Origin of the sequence: Flavobacterium ammoniigenes, from assembly GCF_020886055.1 — a bacterium.
Taxonomy (GTDB): Bacteria; Bacteroidota; Bacteroidia; order Flavobacteriales; family Flavobacteriaceae; genus Flavobacterium; species Flavobacterium ammoniigenes.
The window spans coordinates 1,340,279-1,362,009 of the sequence record NZ_AP025184.1; the positions used below are offsets into that span (position 1 = coordinate 1,340,279).

Consider the following 21,731-nt stretch of genomic DNA (forward strand, 5'->3'; position numbering starts at 1 on the left):
TTTTGGTAACACTTTCAAGAAAGAAGACGATAGATCGACATGGGATTGAATTTCATGATAATATTACTCTTGCTGTTAGTTCAAATAATACAAATAAGTAAAAAACAGAGTCTCGTAGCTCAGCTGGTTAGAGTACTACACTGATAATGTAGGGGTCCCCAGTTCGAGTCTGGGCGGGACTACTATTTTTTAGCTTATGGAAATTTTAGAAGTTGAGTCATCCGATGGATGTTGTCTTTATCATTATACTGTCAACAGACGACTGATAACTGACAACTAAAACACGGGGGATTAGCTCAGCTGGCTAGAGCGCCTGCCTTGCACGCAGGAGGTCAACGGTTCGACTCCGTTATTCTCCACAAGATGCTAATTAGATTTAGCACACACGTTCATTGACATATTGAGATAAGAAAATAATAAAGTAGAAAACATTTTTACTTGTTTATCATTAGACAAGTAAAAGAAACGGCATATTTTAAGTAATATGTTGGTACAATAAGCAAAATAAGGGCGTATGGGGGATGCCTAGGCTCTCAGAGGCGATGAAAGGCGTGATAAGCTGCGAAAAGTTACGGGGATTGGCACACACGATACGATCCGTAAATACCTGAATGGGGCAACCCACTATGTTGAAGACATAGTACACCGATAGGTGGGCAAACCCGCTGAACTGAAACATCTAAGTAGGCGGAGGAGAAGAAAACAAAAGTGATTCCGTAAGTAGTGGCGAGCGAACGCGGATTAGCCCAAACCAATGTTGTTACGGCAATGTTGGGGTTGTAGGACCACGACATTTCTTGCACAAAGAACTAGAATCTACTGGAAAGTAGGACCAAAGAGGGTGATAGTCCCGTATAGGTAATGAGTGTAAAGGATAGTGGTATCCTGAGTAGGGCGGGGCACGTGAAACCCTGTCTGAATTTGGCGGGACCATCCGCTAAGGCTAAATACTCCTGAGAGACCGATAGTGAACCAGTACCGTGAGGGAAAGGTGAAAAGAACCGTGAATAACGGAGTGAAATAGATCCTGAAACCATACGCTTACAAGCGGTCGGAGCCCTTTAGTGGGGTGACGGCGTGCCTTTTGCATAATGAGCCTACGAGTTAACGTTGCTGGCAAGGATAAGTGGTTAAGTCACGGATCCGTAGCGAAAGCGAGTCTGAATAGGGCGCTTTAGTCAGTAGTGTTAGACGCGAAACCGTGTGATCTACCCATGGGCAGGTTGAAGCTGTGGTAACACACAGTGGAGGACCGAACCGGTTGACGTTGAAAAGTCTTCGGATGACCTGTGGGTAGGGGTGAAAGGCCAATCAAACTCGGAAATAGCTCGTACTCCCCGAAATGCATTTAGGTGCAGCGCTGGATTTAAGTTATATAGAGGTAGAGCTACTGATTGGATGCGGGGGCTTCACCGCCTACCAATTCCTGACAAACTCCGAATGCTATATAATGTTTACCAGCAGTGAGGGCTTGGGTGCTAAGGTCCAAGTCCGAGAGGGAAAGAACCCAGACCATCAGCTAAGGTCCCCAAATCTATACTAAGTTGAAAGAACGAGGTTTGTCTGCCCAGACAGCTAGGATGTTGGCTTGGAAGCAGCCATTCATTTAAAGAGTGCGTAACAGCTCACTAGTCGAGCGGACGAGCATGGATAATAATCGGGCATAAGTATAGTACCGAAGCTATGGATTTGTATTATATACAAGTGGTAGGGGAGCATTCTAACAGGGTAGAAGGTGTATCGTAAGGTATGCTGGACTGGTTAGAAAAGAAAATGTAGGCATAAGTAACGATAATGCGGGCGAGAAACCCGCACACCGAAAGACTAAGGTTTCCACAGCTATGCTAATCAGCTGTGGGTTAGTCGGGACCTAAGGCGAACCCGAAAGGGACAGTCGATGGCCAACGGGTTAATATTCCCGTACTACTTATTACTGTGATGGGGTGACGGAGTGATGAAAGCGCCGCGAACTGACGGAATAGTTCGTTGAAGTACCTACCTATAAGAAGCGCAGGCAAATCCACGCTTCTTGGGGAAATACGATAGTACTCGGAGACTTCGGTCAAAGAGATAGTGCGCCTAAGGGCTTCCAAGAAAAACCTCTAAACTTCAGGTAATAAGTACCCGTACCGCAAACCGACACAGGTAGTCGAGGAGAGAATCCTAAGGTGCTCGAGAGATTCATGGCTAAGGAATTAGGCAAAATAGACCTGTAACTTCGGGAGAAAGGTCGCCAGCGCAAGCTGGCCGCAGTGAAGAGGTCCAGGCGACTGTTTATCAAAAACACAGGGCTCTGCAAAATCGTAAGATGAAGTATAGGGCCTGACACCTGCCCGGTGCTGGAAGGTTAAGAGGAGATGTTATCTTCGGAGAAGCATTGAATTGAAGCCCCAGTAAACGGCGGCCGTAACTATAACGGTCCTAAGGTAGCGAAATTCCTTGTCGGGTAAGTTCCGACCTGCACGAATGGTGTAACGATCTGGACACTGTCTCAGCCATGAGCTCGGTGAAATTGTAGTAACGGTGAAGATGCCGTTTACCCGCAGTGGGACGAAAAGACCCTGTGCACCTTTACTATAGCTTAGTATTGACCTTGGATAAATGATGTGTAGGATAGGTTGGAGACTATGAAGTGGCGTCGCCAGGCGTTGTGGAGTCATTGTTGAAATACAACCCTTTGTTTATCTGAGGCCTAACCCCGCTATGCGGGGGACATTGCTTGGTGGGTAGTTTGACTGGGGTGGTCGCCTCCAAAAGAGTAACGGAGGCTTCTAAAGGTTCCCTCAGTACGCTTGGTAACCGTGCGTAGAGTGCAATGGCATAAGGGAGCTTGACTGAGAGACATACAGGTCGATCAGGTACGAAAGTAGAGCATAGTGATCCGGTGGTTCCGCATGGAAGGGCCATCGCTCAAAGGATAAAAGGTACGCCGGGGATAACAGGCTGATCTCCCCCAAGAGCTCATATCGACGGGGGGGTTTGGCACCTCGATGTCGGCTCGTCACATCCTGGGGCTGGAGAAGGTCCCAAGGGTTGGGCTGTTCGCCCATTAAAGTGGCACGCGAGCTGGGTTCAGAACGTCGTGAGACAGTTCGGTCTCTATCTACTGTGGGCGTTAGAAATTTGAGTGGATCTGATTCTAGTACGAGAGGACCGAATTGGACAAACCTCTAGTGTATCTGTTGTCCCGCCAGGGGCACCGCAGAGTAGCTACGTTTGGAAGGGATAAGCGCTGAAAGCATATAAGCGCGAAACCCACCACAAGATGAGATTTCTTTTAAGGGTCGTGGAAGATGACCACGTTGATAGGCTATAGATGTAAAGGCAGTAATGTCATAGTCGAGTAGTACTAATAACCCGTAAGCTTATGTACGCTTTTCCTGCCCCGCAAGGGGCAGGGAGAAACTTTCTTAATTTTTTTCTTTATCTCAGTATGTTAAGATATTTGCTCGACGCGAGCAGTGACTAGTGAACAGTAACTAGTAATTAGTGTAAGACTAATTACTAATCACTACTAACTAATCACTAACAACCTTAAGGTGGTTATTGCGGCGGGGCTCACCTCTTCCCATCCCGAACAGAGTAGTTAAGCCCGCCTGCGCAGATGGTACTGCAGTTATGTGGGAGAGTATGTCGTCGCCTTTCTTTATTGAGCCTTGTCTTTATAGACAAGGCTCATTTTTTTTAATGGATCGACGTGTTCGCCCTAAAGGGCTCGGTTCGTCGCTTTCTTTTAAAAACCCTGTTTCTAACCAAACGGGGTTTTTTGTTTTAATACTTATTGGAGTGATGTGTTTTATATTTGGATGGGGTAGTAGATTTTTTAATTGCAAATACTCTATTAAAATAACTTAAAGATTCAAAGCCACAATTATAGGCTATGTTTTTGATGGTTTCATCTGAATGGATTAAAAGTTTACATACTTCATTTATTCTTAACTCATTCAAGTAATCTGAAAATGTATTTCCTGTTGATTTTTTAAAAAATTTACAAAAGTTACTCTCTGACATATACACTAAGTCAGCTATTTCTTTTAGGGTTATTTTTTTTGAAAAGTTATTTTCAAGATAAAGACAAACCTTGTTTATTCTTGTTTCAATTTTTTTGTTAATCTGATACTTATATAAAGTTGTTGAAATCGTAGATGATTTACTGTGGGTTAGTTTATTTAGAAGACTTATTAATTTTAATACTTTATCAATTCCTTTTTCATTTATTATATCGTATAATATGTTTTTTATTTCATTTGGTTGGTCTTCGTTAAATGCTATTCCATAATTGGATGATTCAAATAAGGCATTCATTTGCTTTGACTCTTTAAACCCAAGAATTTTTTCTACTAATTCTGATGTGAATTGGATAACGATTGCTTCAAATACTTTTTTACCTTTTGTTTTTCCAACCCATGTATGCGGGATATTGGGTCCGATTAAAACAAAATCATTATCTGAAAATTCTTGGTGACTATTTCCAATAAGACGATGACCATTACCTTTAACTATGAAAGTAAGTTCGTATTCTGGGTGAAAATGCCATTTAAAATCAAAAGATGTAGTTGTATAGGAATAAGCATAGAAGCTTGAATCTTGAAGATAATTACTAATGTTTTCTAGAACGGGCTTCATAATAACCTTATATTTTATATATTTTCTTACTAAAGTATATAAATATTCAATATAGTGTTACATTCTGAAAAAATAAGTTGCTTTTACCTTCGATTCAAATTTTATTTTTGAAAGGTTAAACATTTATTTATACTATATTATGACTTCGCTACCAAATTCTATCACCGAGTTTCTTACTCAACCTTATGAGTTAACTCAAGAACAAATTCTTTTCTATCAAAAGTTTCGCTATATAAAATTAAAAGAAGTTCTTAACCTGGAGACTTTGTTGTTCTTTAATGAAGCAATTACTGATCAAGTTAATATAATGAATCAAGAAGATAAAGCTCTTGAAGAACGGACAACATATGGAAAAGCTTTTTTACAATTATTTAATTTATGGATAGAAAATGACATTGTTAAATCATTAGTTTTTAGTAAGCGTATTGCAAAAATCGCTTCCGATTTAATGGAGGTAGATGGGGTTCGATTGTATCATGATCAAGCTTTGTTTAAAGAAGGAGGTGGTGGAATTACGCCATGGCATGCCGATCAATATTATTGGCCCTTAGAAACAGATAAAACAGTTACAGCTTGGATTCCCTTACAAGCGACTCCATTAGAAATGGGCCCCTTAGAATTTAGCGCAGGTAGTCATACTATTGTTGAAGGACGCGAATTAGAAATTGGTGATGAAAGCGAGGAATTAATCCAAAAGAAATTACGTGTTACAGATTTTAAACATGTTATTGAGCCTTTTGATGTAGGCGAAATTAGCTTTCATTCTGGGTGGGTTTTCCATCGTGCTGGTGCCAATGTGACTAATCAAATGCGTAAAGTAATGACTGTTATTTATATGGATAAAGACATGAAATTAAAAAATCCTGAAAATAAAAATCAGATACATGATTGGAATACTTGGTGTCCAGGTGCTTCTATTGGTGAAATTATTAATTCTCCTATTAATCCTGTTTTGTATGAATATTAAGTATTTATGCACATATTGGGGATGTGAACATCTTTCAGCTAAATCTTTTTTGGATTTGGTTATAAAGAATGGATATGACGGAGTAGAAATCAATTTTCCGGATGATGCCTCTTTTATTGAAGAGTTTTTATCAGAGTTGCAAACAATTAGAAAATCAAACCACCCTAAATTTATTTTTGTTGCACAACAAGTGCAACCTAACAGAATAGAAACATACGAATCTTATGTTCAACGAGTATACGACAGGTTACAGTTTTTAGTTTCATTAGGTCCCAATGCTATAAATTCTCATACAGGAAAAGATTATTTCGATTTTGGTGAAAATTCAAAAATATTGGAACTAACCAATCAAATTTCTAAATCCTCAGATATTCCTATTTTACATGAAACTCATAGAGGTCGATTTTCATTTCATGCGAAAACCTTACTTAATTATTTGGACTTATTCCCCAATCTTAAATTAGTAGGAGATCTTTCTCATTTTGGCGTTGTTTCCGAAAGTAATCTTGAAGATCAAGAAACGATTTTAACTAAAATATTTCCAAAGATTAAACATATTCATGCTCGAATAGGATTTGAACAAAGTCCTCAAGTTAACGATCCCTTTGCACCAGAATGGAATAGTTATCTGGAACGTTATCTATTATGGTGGAAGCAAATTATTTCGATACAAGAGAAGAAGGGATTAACTGAAATGTTCATTACTCCAGAATGTGGACCGTATCCATATATGCCTGAAAAACCATTCTCAAAAGAACCTTTATCTAATCAATGGGATAACAACATACGTATGATGCAATATTTACAACTAAATCTTTTACAAAATGAACAACTCTAAAAAAATAACATTTATCGCTTTAAGCGCTGCACTAGGTGGTTTGTTGTTTGGCTATGATACAGCTGTAATTTCTGGTGCCATTGGTAATTTAACTGAATTTTTTCATTTGTCTCCTGTTGAAACAGGTTGGGCAATTTCAAGTGCATTAGTTGGCTGTTTAATTGGAGCTTTTTTCTCTGATTTTTTAAGTGACAAATTTGGTAGAAAAGTAACTATGGTCATTACTGCCATACTTTTTATTTTAAATTCTATAGGAACAGCATTTCCCACTTCATTCACCATGTTTGTATTATTTCGTATAGTTGGAGGTATTGGTGTTGGTATTGCTTCAATGGTAGTTCCTATGTACATCGCTGAAATTGCACCACCAAAAAGACGCGGTGCATTGGTAGGAAATTATCAATTAGCTATTGTTATTGGTATTGTAGTAGTGTATTTTGTAAATTACTTTATAGCATTGCAAGGTGATGCTATTTGGAATTTAAACATCGGATGGCGTTGGATGTTTGGCTCTGAAATTATTCCTTCCCTTTTATTTCTAATTTTTATTTTTCTCATTCCGGAAAGTCCTAGATGGTTGTTCCAAAAAGGCGCAACAAATAAAGCGATTGCTGTTCTTCAACAATTAAATACAAAAGAAGAGGCGGCTCAAGTTCAATCTGAAATTCAAAGTTCATTACACCAAGTGGATAAAAACCAGTGGAAAAATTTAAGTAACCCAATTTATAAAAAGGTACTTTTTGTAGGTATTGGGCTTTCAGTTTTGCAGCAGTTAACAGGGATTAATGCGATATTGTATTATGCTCCAGAAATCTTTAAAAGTTTAGGAAGTTCTACCGATGTTTCGCTTTTAGAAACGAGTATTCTTGGTGTTGTGAATTTAATTTTTACTTTATTAGCAATTCGATTAGTAGATAAAATGGGCAGAAAACCCTTGTTGTACATCGGTTCAATTGCAATGACAATTGCTCTAGCATCTGTTGGTCTATTCATATATTATAACGCTGTTGGAAATTGGGTATTGCCATTCTTACTACTATTTATGGGCGCCTTTAGTATATCTTGGGGACCTATAGTATGGGTATTATTATCAGAAATTTTTCCAAATAAAATTAGAAGTTTAGCTCTTGCTATAAGTGTATTTATTCAATGGGTTGCAAATTTTGTTGTAACTCAAGTCTTTCCAAGCTTAGTCGAAAATCAATGGTTGAAAGATCACTTTAATGGAGCTTTCCCATTTTACTTGTTTTCAATAATCTGCTTGTTTTCAATTTACTTTATCTATAAATACATCCCGGAAACAAAAAATAAATCACTTGAAGAAATCAATGAATTATGGAAAATATAACGAAAAATAAAAACTGGATTACCGTACTTATTGTTGGATTATTTACTCTTGTATTGAATGCCCAACATCAACATGAAAAGTATCAATTGTTGCCTTTCGGTTCTGTAAAGCCTACTGGATGGATCAAAACACAAATGCAAAAAGATGTTGCAGGATTTGTCGGAAATTTAGATCGCATTGTACCCGATTTGATTAATGATCCTATTTATAGTTCAGCAAGGCTTCATAAAAACAGTGCAGTTAAAGATTTAGGAAATAACAAAGAGGGAGACACTGAGGGATCTGAACAGTACAAATGGTGGAACAGTGAAACCCAATCAAACTGGTGGGATGGGTACATCAGAAATGTTTTGCTTTTAAATGATAAAGAAGGGCTAAAAAAAGTAGACAAACATATTCAAGAAGTATTGCAATCGCAAGATGAAGATGGTTACATTGGTATTTATGATCAAGAATTACGCTATAAATTTAATTCAGAAAATGGTGAACTTTGGTCTAAAGCAACGATGTATCGTGGATTGTTAGCGTATTACGAATTTACTAAAGATGTAAGCGTTTGGAATGCATTATTAAAAGCGGTTGATGATGTAATTACTAATTATCCAATTGGAACATCTAGTCCTTATTTTTCTGGTAATCAATTTAATGGAGGTGTGTCTCATGGATTGACTTTTACGGATGTCTTAGATAAAATGTACCAGATAACGGGTGATACAAAATATACGGATTATGCTCTTTTTTTATTTTTGGATTTCAGTAAAACGTATCAATCTGAAAAAGATGTTCAATTACCGAATATCTTTAATCCAACTTATAAATTACAATCGCATGGAGTTCATACCTATGAACATTTAAGACCTTTAATTGTGGCGGCTTATGCATCAAATAATATTGAATTACAAAAAGCATTGCAAATTTACATTCAACGTATTGAAAAAGCTACAACCTTAACGGGTGGTGCTATAGGTGATGAATGGATAGCAGAAAGAAATGCGGATGCGACTACTACCGGTTATGAATACTGCTCTTTGCATGAATTATTGGATAGCTATTCTGTTTTGTTGCAAAAACAAGGAGATCCAAAAACAGCAGAAGCCATTGAAACTATTTTCTATAATGCAGCTCAGGGATCTAGAAACCCAAATCATTCTGTTATTGCTTATTTAAAAACAGATAATTCATATGAAATGGAAGGAACTAAAAATGGTGAAGTTGAGCCGAATCGGAAACAAACTAGATATAAGTATTCGCCTGCACATCAGGATGCTGCTGTTTGTTGTAATCCTAATGCGGGTAGAATTACACCTTATTTCTTAGAAAAAGCGTGGATGAAGGAAGAAGAAAATGTTTTGGTAAATATGCTTTTAATGCCTAATGTATTGGAGACAAAAATCCAAAATCAATCGGTTAAAATTGAAACCATTACTGAATATCCATACCAAAATAAATTGGTTTTCAAAATTTCAAATCCTGAAAATGCTATTTTTAAAATCAAGATTAGAAAACCATCATGGGCAAAAGCAATTGCAACAAAAGAAAACTACACAATTGAAAATGGGTTGGTAATTATTGATAGAAAATTTGCTAAAGAGGATCAAATTCAAATTGAATTTGAAACTGATATTCAAGTCAAAGAAGATGCTAATAAAGAAAAATATTTTAGCTATGGCGCTTTATTTTATGCTAAACCAATTGAATCAGTTGAATTAAAAGGCAAATCGTATTTCGCTAATTTCTCTGATTTAACTTATAAACCAAAAAACAAGATTCGCTATCAGTTTATTAATGATAATCAAGCCAAATTAAATAATGGTCAAATTACGATCAAAGCCAAAAATACAACTACCAATCAAATAGAAAATATTACACTTATTCCATTTGGTAAAACAATTTTACGACAACTAAGTTTTAAAAAATAAACAATGAAAAAATACCTATTACTAGCACTTTTACTAGCCCCTACATCTTTAATTTGGGCACAAAATAAGAATACTCAAACAGCCAAAGGCGAAGTAATTTACCACGTTTGTCAACGTAGTTTTTATGATAGCAATGGGGATTTGAATGGCGATCTGAACGGACTACGTCAAAAACTAGATTATCTTCAAGATTTGGGTGTTACTTCAATTATGCTTTTGCCACTATATGAAGCCGATTGCTATCACAACTATTTTGCAAATGATTTTGAGAAAATAGATCCTGAATTCGGAACTATGCAAGAATATCTCGAATTGGTAAAAGATATTCATAAAAGAGGAATGAAAATCTATATGGATATGGAATCGCAATATGTAACCGCTAAACATGTTTGGTGGAAAGATGCCGTTGGGAACCTTAAATCTGAATACAGTGATTATTTATTGTTTGATGATGCTGAGCACAAAATACCAGCAACAATGGTTTTTGATTTACGTGAATTAAAAAGTTTTGATGGTTCAACAATAAAAGTAACTACTGTAAATCTTAAAAGTCCTAAAGTTTTAGACTACAATATTCGACTGTTTTCTTTCTTTATGGATCCCAACAAGGACGGTAAGTTTGATGATGGTGTGGACGGATTTAGATTGGATCATGCAATGGATCATTTGGATGGCAAACCCACTTTAACGAATCTTTTTACTGAGTTTTGGAAACCTTTAATTGCGGAGATCAAAAAAGTAAATCCGAAAATTAATATTGTTGCGGAACAAGCAGATTGGAACGACTATGGTTTTGATTATTTCGAAAAAGCAACAGTTGATAGAATGTTTGGTTTTGGATTGAAGCAAGCTATCCTTTCTTTTGACAAACAACAACTTGTCCAAAATGCCGATATACTCCTTACTAAAACCCCAAAAGGAAAAGATCAATTGCTATTTATTGAAAACCACGATTTGGATCGATTTGCTTCTGTGGAACCTAATTTTAAGAAACAAAAAGTAGCAGCAGCTTTAATGCTACTTATAGGTGGTATTCCTTCGATTTATTATGGACAAGAAATTGGAATGCAAGGAAAAGCTAATTCGTACAGCAACACGGACGGAAATGATATTGGACGACGTGAAGCGTTTGATTGGTACCAATCTGGAGAAGGTAAAGGAATGGCTTTTTGGTATAAAAACACAGGTGATTGGTGGACAAATAAAAATCAAAAATCCAATGATGGTATTTCTTTGGAGGAGCAAATGAAAGAACCGAATTCGTTATTTAATTTCTACAAAAAAATAATAAGTATTAAACAAAGTAATATTGCCTTAGCCAAAGGGCGCTATGAAAATGTTCAAAATAATGCAGATTCTGTATTTAGTTTTTATAGAAAAGAGGAAAATAATACTATTTTGGTTGCTGTAAATTTATCGGCTTCAATTCAAGAGTTTGTATATTCTGATTTTAAAAATTCGACAATAGATATATTAAACCCAAAACAGCAATTACAGAAAACGAATGTAATGCAGCCATTTCAAATTTCGATTTGGAAGATTGAATAAAGATTAATTTTGTAAATTGGGACTGCTTTTAATTATATCTTAGAAAATATAGATTATGACTTCTAAAAAACTATTATTTCCAAAACTATCACTTCTGCTAAATATATTGGTTTTAATTCCGGTAAGTTCAGGATTGCTTTTGAATAGTAATTGGGCTATAGAATCGTACGGAATTGAATCGCCAGCAAGAGGAATACTTCTTGCAATTTATTTGGCAATTCTTATCTTGTCTTGTGTATTGCTATACAAATTTGATGCTAAGTTAGTATTGGCTCTATTAACCGTTCAAGTAATTTATAAAGTATTAAGTCCAATAATGGTAGGTACAATATATAATCCAATTTTAATAAGTAATTTAATTATTGCCCTACTTCATTCGTATAGTATTTTCGTTTTGGTTTCAAATGATAAAAACATTAAGTAGTTTCCAGGAGAAGTGTTACTAAATAAAAATATTGTCACAAAAAAATCCTCAATTATTAATTGAGGATTTTTTTATTAGCTATAGGCTTGTAAAACTATTATTCATTCACAATAACCCATTGACCTGAAGTTACTAAGCTCTCCGCCTTTTTGTACTTCATGGTTTCTGTTTTTCCAGTAGCGACTTCTTGAATCGTTACGGTATCGTTACGATTGATTTTAGGCATGTCTCTCACTATGGTTTCGGTTACTTGACGTTGTTGTGTTTCGCCTGCTTCGTGGTTCAAGTTTTCGCTGTTCGGAATTTCGTCTTTGCTTAATTTGTAGTTTTCTTTTTGACGAACTTCTTTAGCTTCTTCAATCTTAGGTGCATTTTGCTGTGGCAAGTCACCTTTGAATAAAAATGAAATTACTTCTTTATTGACATTGTCAAGCATGGCTCTGAACAAGTTGAAGGCTTCTAATTTGTAGATTAGTAACGGATCTTTTTGTTCGTGAACAGCCAATTGAACCGATTGTTTCAATTCGTCCATTTTACGCAAGTGTTTTTTCCAAGCTTCATCGACAATAGACAAGGTAATGTTCTTTTCAAAATCAGCCACTAATTGCGCTCCTTGTGTCTCGTAGGCTTTCTTTAAGTCAGTAACTACGTTCAAGGTTTTGATTCCATCTGTAAAAGGAACTACAATACGCTCAAATTGATTGTTCTTGTCTTCGTACACACCTTTTATGATAGGGAAGGCTTCTCTGGCACTTCGCTCCGTTTTATCGGTATAGAATTCTAAAGTGGCTTTATAAATTTTACCAGTCAATTCGACGTCTGACAATTTTGCAAAATCAGCTTCTGTAACTGGAGAAGTTATAGAGAAATAACGGATTAATTCAAATTCAAAGTTTTTGAAGTCATTCACAGCTTTATTAGCTGAAACAATTACTTCGCAAGTATCATACATCATATTGGCGATGTCTAATTTCAGACGTTCTCCAAACAAAGCATGACGACGACGTTTGTATACTACTTCACGTTGCGCATTCATTACATCATCATATTCTAACAAACGTTTACGCACTCCAAAGTTGTTTTCTTCTACTTTTTTCTGTGCACGTTCAATAGATTTAGTCATCATGGAATGTTGGATTACTTCACCTTCTTGCAATCCCATTCTGTCCATCACTTTGGCAACTCTTTCCGAACCAAACAAACGCATCAAGTTATCTTCTAACGAAACGTAGAATTGTGAACTTCCAGGATCTCCTTGACGTCCAGCACGGCCTCGTAACTGACGGTCAACACGACGTGAATCGTGACGCTCTGTTCCAACGATAGCTAAACCACCTGCGGCTTTTACTTCGGGAGATAATTTAATATCGGTTCCACGACCCGCCATATTGGTAGCGATTGTTACTACACCTGGTTTTCCTGCTTCTTCAACGATTTGCGCTTCTTGTTTGTGCATTTTAGCATTCAACACATTATGTGTGATGCCTCTCATTTTCAACATTCGGCTCAATAATTCGGAGATTTCAACCGAAGTTGTTCCAATTAAAACTGGTCTTCCTGCTTTTGATAATTCCGTTACATCTTCGATAACAGCGTTGAATTTTTCACGAGTCGTTTTGTAGATGAAATCATCTTTATCGATTCTGGCAATTCCTCTATTGGTTGGAATTTCGACTACGTCTAATTTATAGATTTGCCAAAGTTCACCTGCTTCAGTAACCGCTGTTCCTGTCATACCTCCCAGCTTGTTGTACATTCTGAAGTAGTTTTGCAAGGTAACCGTCGCAAAGGTTTGTGTCGCCGCTTCGATTTTTACATTTTCTTTGGCTTCAATTGCTTGGTGCAAACCGTCAGAATAACGACGGCCGTCCATAATACGTCCTGTTTGCTCATCGACAATCAGGATTTTGTTTTCCATGATCACATACTCTACATCTTTTTCGAATAAAGTATAGGCTTTTAAAAGCTGTGTTAAAGTATGGATACGCTCACTTTTTACACCAAAATCTTGGAACAAACGTTCTTTTGCTTCTGCTTCCGCGTCGGCGTCTAATTTTTGTTTTTCGATGGTGGCAATCTCTGTTCCAATGTCTGGAAGGACAAAGAAATCGGAATCAGTATCTCCAGATAAGAATTGGATTCCGTTATCGGTCAATTCTACTTGATTATTTTTTTCTTCAATTACAAAGTACAAAGCTTCGTCTACCAAATGCATTTCGCGTTTGTTGTCTTGCATGTACTGGTTTTCGGTTTTTTGAAGCAATTGTTTCACTCCTTCTTCCGATAAAAATTTGATTAAGGCTTTGTTTTTTGGCAAACTTCTGTAGGCTCTCAATAATTGGAATCCTCCGTCTTTGGTATTGCCTTCTTTGATTAATTTTTTGGCTTCAGCCAAGAATCCATTAGCTAATTGACGTTGCAAACTAACCAAGTTTTCAATTTTTGGTTTTAACTCGTTGAATTCGTGACGATCTCCTTGCGGAACTGGTCCAGAAATAATTAACGGCGTTCTAGCATCATCAATTAAAACAGAATCCACCTCATCGACAATTGCATAGTTGTGTTTGCGTTGCACTAGATCCTCCGGCGAATGCGCCATATTATCTCTTAGGTAGTCAAAACCAAATTCGTTATTGGTTCCGTAAGTGATATCCGCATCATAAGCTCTTTTTCTTTCTTCTGAACTTGGTTGGTAGTTGTCAATACATTCAACAGTTAAACCATGGAATTCAAATAATGGTGCTTTCCAAGTACTATCACGTTTGGCCAAGTAATCATTTACGGTTACTAAGTGAACTCCGTTTCCAGTTAAAGCATTTAAGTAAATAGGAAGGGTAGCAACCAAGGTTTTTCCTTCTCCAGTTTGCATCTCGGCAACTTTACCTTCGTGCAATACCATTCCACCAATCAACTGCACATCATAGTGAATCATGTCCCAAGTAATTTGCTTACCTGCGGCATTCCACGAATTAGCCCAAACGGCTTTTTCTCCTTCAATAGTTACATACGTTTTGGTAGCAGAGAATTCTCTATCTTTTGGAGTTGCAGTAACTTCAATTTGAGTGTTTTCTTTGAAACGTCTTGCGGTTTCTTTAACCACAGCAAAAGCTTCAGGTAAAATTTCCATTAAAGTTTTCTCCGAAATATCGTAGGCTTCTTTTTCTAAAGCATCAATAGCCACATAGATATCTTCTCTTTGGTCGATATCTTCGATGGTTTCTACTTCTTGTTGTAAAGATGCAATTTTAGCATCTTTGTCTGCACGTGCTTGTTGGATTTTTTCTTTGAAATAAGCAGTACGAGCTCTTAATTCGTCATTGGATAATGCCATTAAGCGACTCTCGAATCCTTTAATTTTCGTAAGGTAAGGTTGTAATGCTTTAACGTCATTTTGTGATTTATCACCGACAAAGATTTTTATAATGCTATTGATGAAACTCATAATATTGTTTTGTATTTCTGTATGTTGTGTAAATGTCTAATATAACCAAAAAAAAAGCCTCTTTTGAGACTTTTTCTTTGGTTTATTTTTTAATATTCATCCTCATTCCAAAGGTAATCTTCGTCTGTAGGATAATCTGGCCAAATTTCTTCCATTGATTCATATATCTCGCCCTCATCTTCGATAGATTGAAGGTTTTCTACTACTTCTAATGGAGCTCCTGCTCTAATAGCGTAGTCAATAAGTTCGTCTTTGTTAGCAGGCCACGGCGCATCACTTAAATAAGATGCTAATTCTAATGTCCAATACATCTTTTGTCGATTTAGTTTAGTGCAAAAATAAATTTTTTACTGAAAAAGGCAAGTAAAAAATGATTTATTTTTATTAAAAGTTAAGAACGTTTTTTTGTTTGTTTTTTCGTTGTTGTTTCACTTCGTTTTGGGAAGGAAAATTTAACAACTATTTCCTAGGAATCCATTGAATTTCCTCGGCGTTTAAATCTTTAGACAACTTCCGTGCCAAGACAAAAAGATAGTCAGAAAGTCGGTTCAAATACTGGATAGCAATCTCTGATACGGCTTCGTTATGACTTAAATGAACCGCAAGACGTTCGGCTCTGCGGCATATGCAACGTGCAATATGACAATGTGACACAGTAGGATGTCCACCAGGTAAAATAAAATGGGTCATTGGCGGAAGCGATTCTTCCATTCGGTCAATTTCGTTTTCTAAAAATTCAATGTCTGAATCAATGATACCTAATTTTTGCAAACGTAACTCGCCATTTTTTAGCACTTCCTTTTCAGGTGGTGTCGCAAGCATGGCGCCTACGGTAAAAAGGCGATCCTGAACTTCTATAAGAATCGTTTTGTAATGCGAATCGATATCTTGATCTCGAATCAAACCAATGTAAGAGTTTAACTCATCCACGGTGCCGTAGCTTTCAATACGATCGTGATCTTTGGGAACTTTTTTTCCTCCAAATAATGCTGTAATTCCTCCGTCTCCTGTCTTAGTATATATCTTCATGGAATTAGTTGGGTTTATTTTGAGGTGTCGCTTTCAATCAATCCGTCTCTCAAACGAATAACGCGATTAGCATAAGCGGCAATTTCTTCCTCGTGTGTAACTAAAATTACGGTATTACCACTGGCATGAATGTCACCAAATAATTTCATGATTTCTACAGAAGTTTTACTATCCAAGTTACCTGTTGGCTCATCGGCTAAAATGATAGAGGGTTTGTTAACCAATGCTCTTGCCACGGCTACACGTTGTCTTTGTCCTCCCGAAAGTTGGTTGGGTTGGTGATCCATTCGGTCAGCAAGATTCACTTGTTTCAATACTTCGGTTGCTCTTTCGTTTCGTTCAGATTTGGAATAGCCAGCATAAATCATGGGTAAGGCTACATTATCCAAAGCCGTTGTTCTTGGTAAAAGGTTGAAGGTTTGAAAAACAAAACCGATTTCTTTGTTTCGAATTTCAGCCAATTCATCGTCTTTCATTTGGCTCACATCTTTTCCATTCAAAATATAGGTTCCAGAAGTAGGGGTATCTAAACAGCCTAAAAGATTCATTAAAGTAGATTTTCCGGAACCAGAAGGGCCCATTAAGGCTACATATTCTCCTTTGTTGATTTGTAAATCGATACCTTTTAAAACATAAACAATTTCGTTACCTAGAACGAAATCACGTTTAATGTTGCTTATTTTGATTAATGGATTTGCCATTGTTATTGTTGAAATTAAAATGCGTTGAATTCGGATTTAAAAGTACGAAAGACTTTTGAATAAATCCATAAGTAGTAGCAAAAGGATTTTTGTTACAGGAAATAGCGATTATGCACGGAGGATAAAATGCTCTTCTACTTGTTCTTTTCTAAAAAAGACCAATCCAAAATGAAAAGTGTCAATCGTGACTGTAACTTTTGGATTTGATTTTAGATTGCTCCAAAATGCTTCTGCAGCTCGATTTGCGTGAATGTTTTCTAAAATCCAAAAACTATCATTTTCTGTAGTCTTTAGCAATTGTTCCATTTTTTTGTTGGCTAGGCCAGCAAATTCATCTGAATGGATAAAAATACAGTTAAATAATGTGCTTTCATTGTCAAACTTGGCTTTAGGACTTCCCTTTGCCATGACTTCAATTTCAGAAGCATTTGCGCCAATTGTCAAAATGGATTTCGGTTCAAAATAGCGAACAATTTTATAAAGCAATTGCTCTTTTTTGGAAACCGATTTGTTTGAATTTGATAAAGCATCAGCTGCCAAACGCACTTTTTTATTGTACAAACCTTTCGTCAACAAAAGAAAAACAAAAGGGGAGTGGACTCCATGTTCGTTTTTGGAGTGCCAAAGAAATTGTAAATACGATTGAATGCGAAAGTTCATTTTTTACTAATTACTCTATTTTAGCTGAAAGTTCAAACCAGCGCTCTTCCTTAGTTTCAATTTTTTGAATGATTGCTTCCAACTCTTTGGCTTTTTGCTCGATGTCCTCATCGGCAACTTTTCCATCCGAAAATAATTGTTCGATATTAGCTTTTTGAATTTCTAGTTCTTTTATTTCTTTCTCGATTTTTTGATATTCCTTTTGTTCGTTAAAGCTCAAATTTCCGGTTGGATTATTTTGTTTCCAATCTTTTTTCTCGGCTTTGTTTTCTTCTTTTTGAGCAACATCAGCACTATCTTCATAAGCTCTAAAATCAGAATAGTTGCCTGGAAAATCTTCTATTTCGCCATCACCTCTAAACACAAATAAGTGATCGACAATTTTGTCCATAAAATACCTATCGTGCGAAACTACCAATAAACAACCCGGATAATCTAAAAGAAAACTTTCTAGTACATTTAAAGTAACAATATCCAAATCGTTGGTAGGTTCATCCAAAATCAAAAAGTTCGGATTTTGAATCAAAACAGTACATAAATACAAACGCTTTAATTCGCCACCACTTAATTTTTCGACATAATCGTGTTGCTTTTTTCGGTCAAACAGGAAACGTTCCAATAATTGTCCGGCCGAAATGATTTTCCCTTTAGCAAGCGGAATGTATTCTCCGTATTCTTTTATAATATCAATAACTTTCTGACCCGGTTTTGGATTGATACCACTTTGAGTGTAATATCCAATTTTAATTGTGTCTCCTTTAATTACTTTTCCGCTATCTAAAGGTAATGTTCCTGTCAAAAGATTCAGGAAAGTTGATTTTCCTGTACCGTTTTTACCAATAATTCCGATGCGTTCCCCACGTTGAAAATCAAAACTAAAATTATCTAAAATGACGTGGTCTTTAAATTTCTTAGAGATTTTATGCAATTCGATAATCTTGCTTCCCATGCGCTCCATATTGATCTCGAGTTCCACCTTGTTTTCTCGACGTCGGTTTTGCGCTTTTTCTTTGATGACATAAAAATCATCTTGACGGGATTTGGATTTGGTTGTTCTTGCTTTTGGTTGACGGCGCATCCATTCCAATTCTTTTACAAAAAGGTTTTGCGCTTTGTCTACACTTGCGTTTTCAGAGGCAATTCGCTCTTCTTTTTTCTCCAAATAATAGGAGTAATTTCCTTTGTATTGGTATAATTTTCCGTTGTCTAATTCAATGATTTCGTTACAAACACGTTCCAAAAAGAAACGGTCGTGCGTCACCATAAATAAGGTGATGTTTTCTTTGGCAAAATAACTTTCTAACCATTCAATCATTTCTAAATCCAAATGGTTGGTTGGCTCATCTAAAATTAATAAGTCGGGACGATTGATTAGAATGATGGCTAATGACAAACGCTTTTTTTGGCCACCCGAAAGATTTTTTACTTTCAATTTAAAATCTTCCAATTTTAACTTGAAAAGAATTTGCTTGTATTGGGTTTCAAAATCCCAAGCATTCAATTGATCCATTTTGTCGAACGCTTTTTGGTAGGCTTCTTCGTCTTCTGGATGTTCCAATGCTTTTTCGTATTGTTCAATTACTTTGAGGGTTTCATTATCTGATGCGAATATACTTTCCTCGATAGTCAGTTCATCTTGCAAATTATGATCTTGTGACAAAAATGCCATTTTGATTTCTTTTCGCAATACAACTTGTCCAGAATCTGGTTCGTCTTCGCCATTGATTATTTTCATAATACAGGTTTTTCCGGAACCGTTTTTGGCAATAAAAGCTATTTTTTGGTCTTTGTTGATACCAAAAGAAATGTTTTCAAAAAGGGTGCGTTCTCCAAAAGATTTGGATATATTTTCAACTGATAAATAATTCACAAGAGTAATTTTTTTGCAAAAGTAATCTTTTGAAGTGAAACAATGATTTTTGATTTGTTTTTCGCCAAAACACGAACACTTTTAAAAGTAGGTTTATTTGATTTAATCGTACCTTAAACTAAAAATATTTCCTAATTTTGCAATCAGAAAATCAAAATCACCTTTTACGTTAAGATTATGGCAAGATTTGAATTGAAACTTCCAAAAATGGGAGAGAGTGTAGCCGAAGCAACTATCACCAATTGGTTAAAACAAGTGGGTGACAAGATTGAAGCGGATGATGCTGTGCTTGAAATCGCCACAGATAAAGTAGATAGCGAAGTTCCTAGTGAAGTTTCGGGTGTTTTGGTTGAACAATTGTTTGCCAAAGACGATTTAGTTCAAGTTGGCCAAACGATTGCTATTATTGAAACCGAATCCGATTCTGAACCAACAACTGTAATCGCAGAAAAGGTTATTATTCCACAAGCAGTTGCCGAAATCGAAAAAGCGGTTGAAGTTGCTCAAGCTATTGTTGCTCCAGTGGTTGATTTTAAAGGAACCGAAAAATTCCTTTCGCCATTAGTTAAAAATATTGCTAAAGAAGAAGGCATATCTATTGCCGAATTAGAAACTATATCCGGAACAGGAAAAGAAGGTCGTGTGACCAAAGAAGATATTTTGGCCTATGTGGCTGGAAGACATAAATCATCTGTATCGAATCCAACTATTCCAAATCCAACAGCAATTCCAAGTACACAAACGGCACCGGTATCGGTGAATGGCGAGGATGAAATTGTGGAGATGGATCGAATGCGCAAGTTGATCTCGGGTTATATGACGGCTTCCTTGCAAACATCGGCACATGTACAATCCTTTATTGAGGTTGATGTGACGAATATTGTAAAGTGGAGAGATAAAGTAAAATCAGCTTTCGAAAAGAGAGAGGGAGAGAAGTTGACTTTCACACCTATCTTTATGCAAGCGGTAGCAAAAGCCTTGAAAGATTTTCCAGGAATGAATATTTCGGTAGATGGGAATTACATCATCAAAAAGAAAAATATCAATTTAGGATTGGCTGCGGCTTTGCCTAATGGTAATTTGATTGTTCCTGTGATTAAAAATGCCGATCAATTGAATTTGGTAGGAATGGCCAAAGCAGTCAACGATTTAGGTAATCGCGCTAAAAATGGAAAATTAAAACCAGATGATACTCAAGGTGGAACCTATACAGTAACGAATATTGGTTCTTTTGGTAGTGTCTTTGGTACCCCGATCATCAACCAACCTGAAGTAGGAATTTTAGCTTTAGGTGCTATTCGGAAAGTGCCTGCGGTAATCGAAACTCCAGAAGGAGATTTCATTGGCATTCGTCAAAAAATGTTCTTAACGCACAGCTATGATCACCGAGTGGTGGATGGCGCTTTGGGCGGAATGTTTGTCAAACGCGTTGCCGATTATTTAGAAGCTTTTGATATAAATACGGACATCTAGATAAAAAAGTAATGTAATAAAAACCCTTTCTTAGTTCGACTATGAAAGGGTTTTCTTTTTTAAAATACATTCACCACAAATCTCTATATTTGTGATCTTATAAAATTATTAGATGGAACTTAAACTCAGTAGACCAATTTGCTTTTTCGACTTAGAAACAACGGGAATCGATATTGGAAAAGATCGAATTGTAGAAATTTCAATTTTCAAAGTCTTTCCTAATGGGAATAAAGAAAGTAAAACTTGGTTAGTGAATCCAACGATTCCAATTCCGCCACAAACCACAGCTGTTCACGGTATCGATGATGAAAAAGTGGCGAATGAGCCTACTTTTTCGCAATTGGCAAGCCAAATTCAAAACATGATTAAAGATAGCGATTTAGCGGGCTACAATTCAGATCGTTTTGATATTCCCTTATTAGCCGAAGAGATGTTGCGTGCGGGAGTTGATTTTGATATGAAAAACAGAGTTTCGGTTGATGTGCAAACGGTTTTTCATAAAATGGAAGAGCGTACGTTGAGTGCGGCACTTAAATTTTATTGTGGAAAAAAATTGGAAAATGCTCATTCTGCTGAAGCAGATACCATGGCAACCTATGAAATTTTAAAAGCACAATTGGATCGATATCCAGAATTGGAAAACGATATGAAGTCGCTTGCTGAATTCACCACTCGAAAAAAGATTGCTGATTTTGCAGGTATGATCGCTTTTGATAAAGACGGAGAAGAAATATTTACTTTTGGAAAACACAAAGGCGCTAAAGTGGAAAAGGTATTGGAAACCGAGCCGGGTTATTTCAGTTGGATTCAAAATGCCGATTTTCCATTGTATACCAAAAAAGTATTGACTGCAATTAAATTGAGAAAATTAAATACTAAATAAAGT

15 protein-coding genes, 2 tRNA genes and 2 rRNA genes are annotated in these 21,731 nt (G+C 36.4%); 12 read left to right on the forward strand and 7 right to left on the reverse strand.

The window, feature by feature from the left end; genetic code table 11:
* Positions 1-108 precede the first annotated feature (108 nt).
* The 4 genes from LPC21_RS06170 (at position 109) to rrf (ending at position 3,645) form a co-directional block, all read left to right on the forward strand.
* Positions 109-182 (forward strand) — tRNA-Ile (locus LPC21_RS06170).
* Positions 183-285: 103 nt separating this feature from the next.
* A tRNA-Ala gene (locus LPC21_RS06175) sits at positions 286-359 on the forward strand.
* 134 nt (positions 360-493) lie between these two features.
* Positions 494-3,373, forward strand: a 23S ribosomal RNA gene (locus LPC21_RS06180).
* Positions 3,374-3,535: 162 nt separating this feature from the next.
* Positions 3,536-3,645: ribosomal RNA gene (gene rrf / locus LPC21_RS06185) — 5S ribosomal RNA — on the forward strand.
* Between the two features lie 126 nt (positions 3,646-3,771).
* Here the strand turns inward: rrf and LPC21_RS06190 are convergent.
* A complete protein-coding gene (locus LPC21_RS06190; protein WP_229316297.1) occupies positions 3,772-4,626 on the reverse strand; it encodes an AraC family transcriptional regulator in 855 nt (284 codons plus the stop codon).
* Positions 4,627-4,933: 307 nt separating this feature from the next.
* On the opposite strand from LPC21_RS06190, the gene LPC21_RS06195 reads away from it, so the two are divergent.
* Genes LPC21_RS06195 through LPC21_RS06220 form a run of 6 tightly spaced genes read left to right on the forward strand, consistent with a single transcriptional unit; the run spans position 4,934 to position 11,670 of the window.
* Positions 4,934-5,593, forward strand: coding sequence for a phytanoyl-CoA dioxygenase family protein (locus tag LPC21_RS06195; protein ID WP_229316298.1), 660 nt, complete (start codon positions 4,934-4,936; stop codon positions 5,591-5,593).
* Complete coding sequence (locus LPC21_RS06200; protein ID WP_229316299.1) at positions 5,583-6,431, forward strand: sugar phosphate isomerase/epimerase; 849 nt, start codon at positions 5,583-5,585, stop codon at positions 6,429-6,431. Before LPC21_RS06195 ends, LPC21_RS06200 begins: the two co-directional genes overlap by 11 nt.
* Positions 6,418-7,779 carry a sugar porter family MFS transporter gene (locus LPC21_RS06205; RefSeq protein WP_229316300.1) on the forward strand — a complete coding sequence of 454 codons (1,362 nt, stop codon included), beginning with the start codon at positions 6,418-6,420 and terminating at the stop codon, positions 7,777-7,779. Before LPC21_RS06200 ends, LPC21_RS06205 begins: the two co-directional genes overlap by 14 nt.
* On the forward strand, positions 7,767-9,698 hold the full coding sequence (locus LPC21_RS06210; RefSeq protein WP_229316301.1) for a beta-L-arabinofuranosidase domain-containing protein: 1,932 nt from the start codon (positions 7,767-7,769) through the stop codon (positions 9,696-9,698). Before LPC21_RS06205 ends, LPC21_RS06210 begins: the two co-directional genes overlap by 13 nt.
* 3 nt (positions 9,699-9,701) lie before the next feature.
* Positions 9,702-11,246 carry an alpha-amylase family glycosyl hydrolase gene (locus LPC21_RS06215; RefSeq protein WP_229316302.1) on the forward strand — a complete coding sequence of 515 codons (1,545 nt, stop codon included), beginning with the start codon at positions 9,702-9,704 and terminating at the stop codon, positions 11,244-11,246.
* Positions 11,247-11,301: 55 nt separating this feature from the next.
* Positions 11,302-11,670 (forward strand): hypothetical protein, encoded by a 369-nt coding sequence (locus LPC21_RS06220; protein WP_229316303.1) that lies wholly within the window; start codon positions 11,302-11,304, stop codon positions 11,668-11,670.
* Positions 11,671-11,767: 97 nt separating this feature from the next.
* Here the strand turns inward: LPC21_RS06220 and secA are convergent, their stop codons facing one another.
* The 6 genes from secA to LPC21_RS06250 all read right to left on the reverse strand — a co-directional run bounded on the left by secA (position 11,768) and on the right by LPC21_RS06250 (position 19,372).
* Positions 11,768-15,112 carry a preprotein translocase subunit SecA gene (secA, locus tag LPC21_RS06225; protein ID WP_229316304.1) on the reverse strand — a complete coding sequence of 1,115 codons (3,345 nt, stop codon included), beginning with the start codon at positions 15,110-15,112 and terminating at the stop codon, positions 11,768-11,770.
* Between the two features lie 89 nt (positions 15,113-15,201).
* On the reverse strand, positions 15,202-15,423 hold the full coding sequence (locus LPC21_RS06230; protein ID WP_007138072.1) for a DUF2795 domain-containing protein: 222 nt from the start codon (positions 15,421-15,423) through the stop codon (positions 15,202-15,204).
* Positions 15,424-15,571: 148 nt separating this feature from the next.
* A complete protein-coding gene (locus LPC21_RS06235) occupies positions 15,572-16,141 on the reverse strand; it encodes a cob(I)yrinic acid a,c-diamide adenosyltransferase (protein ID WP_229316305.1) in 570 nt (189 codons plus the stop codon).
* A gap of 14 nt (positions 16,142-16,155) precedes the next feature.
* Positions 16,156-16,842, reverse strand: a complete 687-nt coding sequence (locus LPC21_RS06240) for an ABC transporter ATP-binding protein (protein ID WP_229316306.1) — start codon at positions 16,840-16,842, stop codon at positions 16,156-16,158.
* A gap of 108 nt (positions 16,843-16,950) precedes the next feature.
* Positions 16,951-17,502 carry a hypothetical protein gene (locus tag LPC21_RS06245; protein ID WP_229316307.1) on the reverse strand — a complete coding sequence of 184 codons (552 nt, stop codon included), beginning with the start codon at positions 17,500-17,502 and terminating at the stop codon, positions 16,951-16,953.
* Between the two features lie 10 nt (positions 17,503-17,512).
* On the reverse strand, positions 17,513-19,372 hold the full coding sequence (locus tag LPC21_RS06250) for an ABC-F family ATP-binding cassette domain-containing protein (protein ID WP_229316308.1): 1,860 nt from the start codon (positions 19,370-19,372) through the stop codon (positions 17,513-17,515).
* Positions 19,373-19,549: 177 nt separating this feature from the next.
* On the opposite strand from LPC21_RS06250, the gene LPC21_RS06255 reads away from it, so the two are divergent.
* Positions 19,550-20,845, forward strand: coding sequence for a dihydrolipoamide acetyltransferase family protein (locus LPC21_RS06255; RefSeq protein WP_229316309.1), 1,296 nt, complete (start codon positions 19,550-19,552; stop codon positions 20,843-20,845).
* Positions 20,846-20,957: 112 nt separating this feature from the next.
* Entirely contained in the window at positions 20,958-21,728 is a 771-nt protein-coding gene (locus LPC21_RS06260) for a 3'-5' exonuclease (RefSeq protein ID WP_229316310.1), read from the forward strand.
* Positions 21,729-21,731 lie beyond the last annotated feature (3 nt).

Excerpts from the sequence above, each read along its gene's own strand:
- LPC21_RS06190 (WP_229316297.1), bottom strand. The coding sequence starts at position 4,626 with ATGAAGCCCGTTCTAGAAAACATTAGTAATTATCTTCAAGATTCAAGC.
- LPC21_RS06195 (WP_229316298.1), top strand. The coding sequence starts at position 4,934 with ATGAATCAAGAAGATAAAGCTCTTGAAGAACGGACAACATATGGAAAA.
- LPC21_RS06200 (WP_229316299.1), top strand. The coding sequence starts at position 5,583 with ATGAATATTAAGTATTTATGCACATATTGGGGATGTGAACATCTTTCA.
- LPC21_RS06205 (WP_229316300.1), top strand. The coding sequence starts at position 6,418 with ATGAACAACTCTAAAAAAATAACATTTATCGCTTTAAGCGCTGCACTA.
- LPC21_RS06210 (WP_229316301.1), top strand. The coding sequence starts at position 7,767 with ATGGAAAATATAACGAAAAATAAAAACTGGATTACCGTACTTATTGTT.
- LPC21_RS06215 (WP_229316302.1), top strand. The coding sequence starts at position 9,702 with ATGAAAAAATACCTATTACTAGCACTTTTACTAGCCCCTACATCTTTA.
- LPC21_RS06220 (WP_229316303.1), top strand. The coding sequence starts at position 11,302 with ATGACTTCTAAAAAACTATTATTTCCAAAACTATCACTTCTGCTAAAT.
- secA (WP_229316304.1), bottom strand. The coding sequence starts at position 15,112 with ATGAGTTTCATCAATAGCATTATAAAAATCTTTGTCGGTGATAAATCA.
- LPC21_RS06230 (WP_007138072.1), bottom strand. The coding sequence starts at position 15,423 with ATGTATTGGACATTAGAATTAGCATCTTATTTAAGTGATGCGCCGTGG.
- LPC21_RS06235 (WP_229316305.1), bottom strand. The coding sequence starts at position 16,141 with ATGAAGATATATACTAAGACAGGAGACGGAGGAATTACAGCATTATTT.
- LPC21_RS06240 (WP_229316306.1), bottom strand. The coding sequence starts at position 16,842 with ATGGCAAATCCATTAATCAAAATAAGCAACATTAAACGTGATTTCGTT.
- LPC21_RS06245 (WP_229316307.1), bottom strand. The coding sequence starts at position 17,502 with ATGAACTTTCGCATTCAATCGTATTTACAATTTCTTTGGCACTCCAAA.
- LPC21_RS06255 (WP_229316309.1), top strand. The coding sequence starts at position 19,550 with ATGGCAAGATTTGAATTGAAACTTCCAAAAATGGGAGAGAGTGTAGCC.
- LPC21_RS06260 (WP_229316310.1), top strand. The coding sequence starts at position 20,958 with ATGGAACTTAAACTCAGTAGACCAATTTGCTTTTTCGACTTAGAAACA.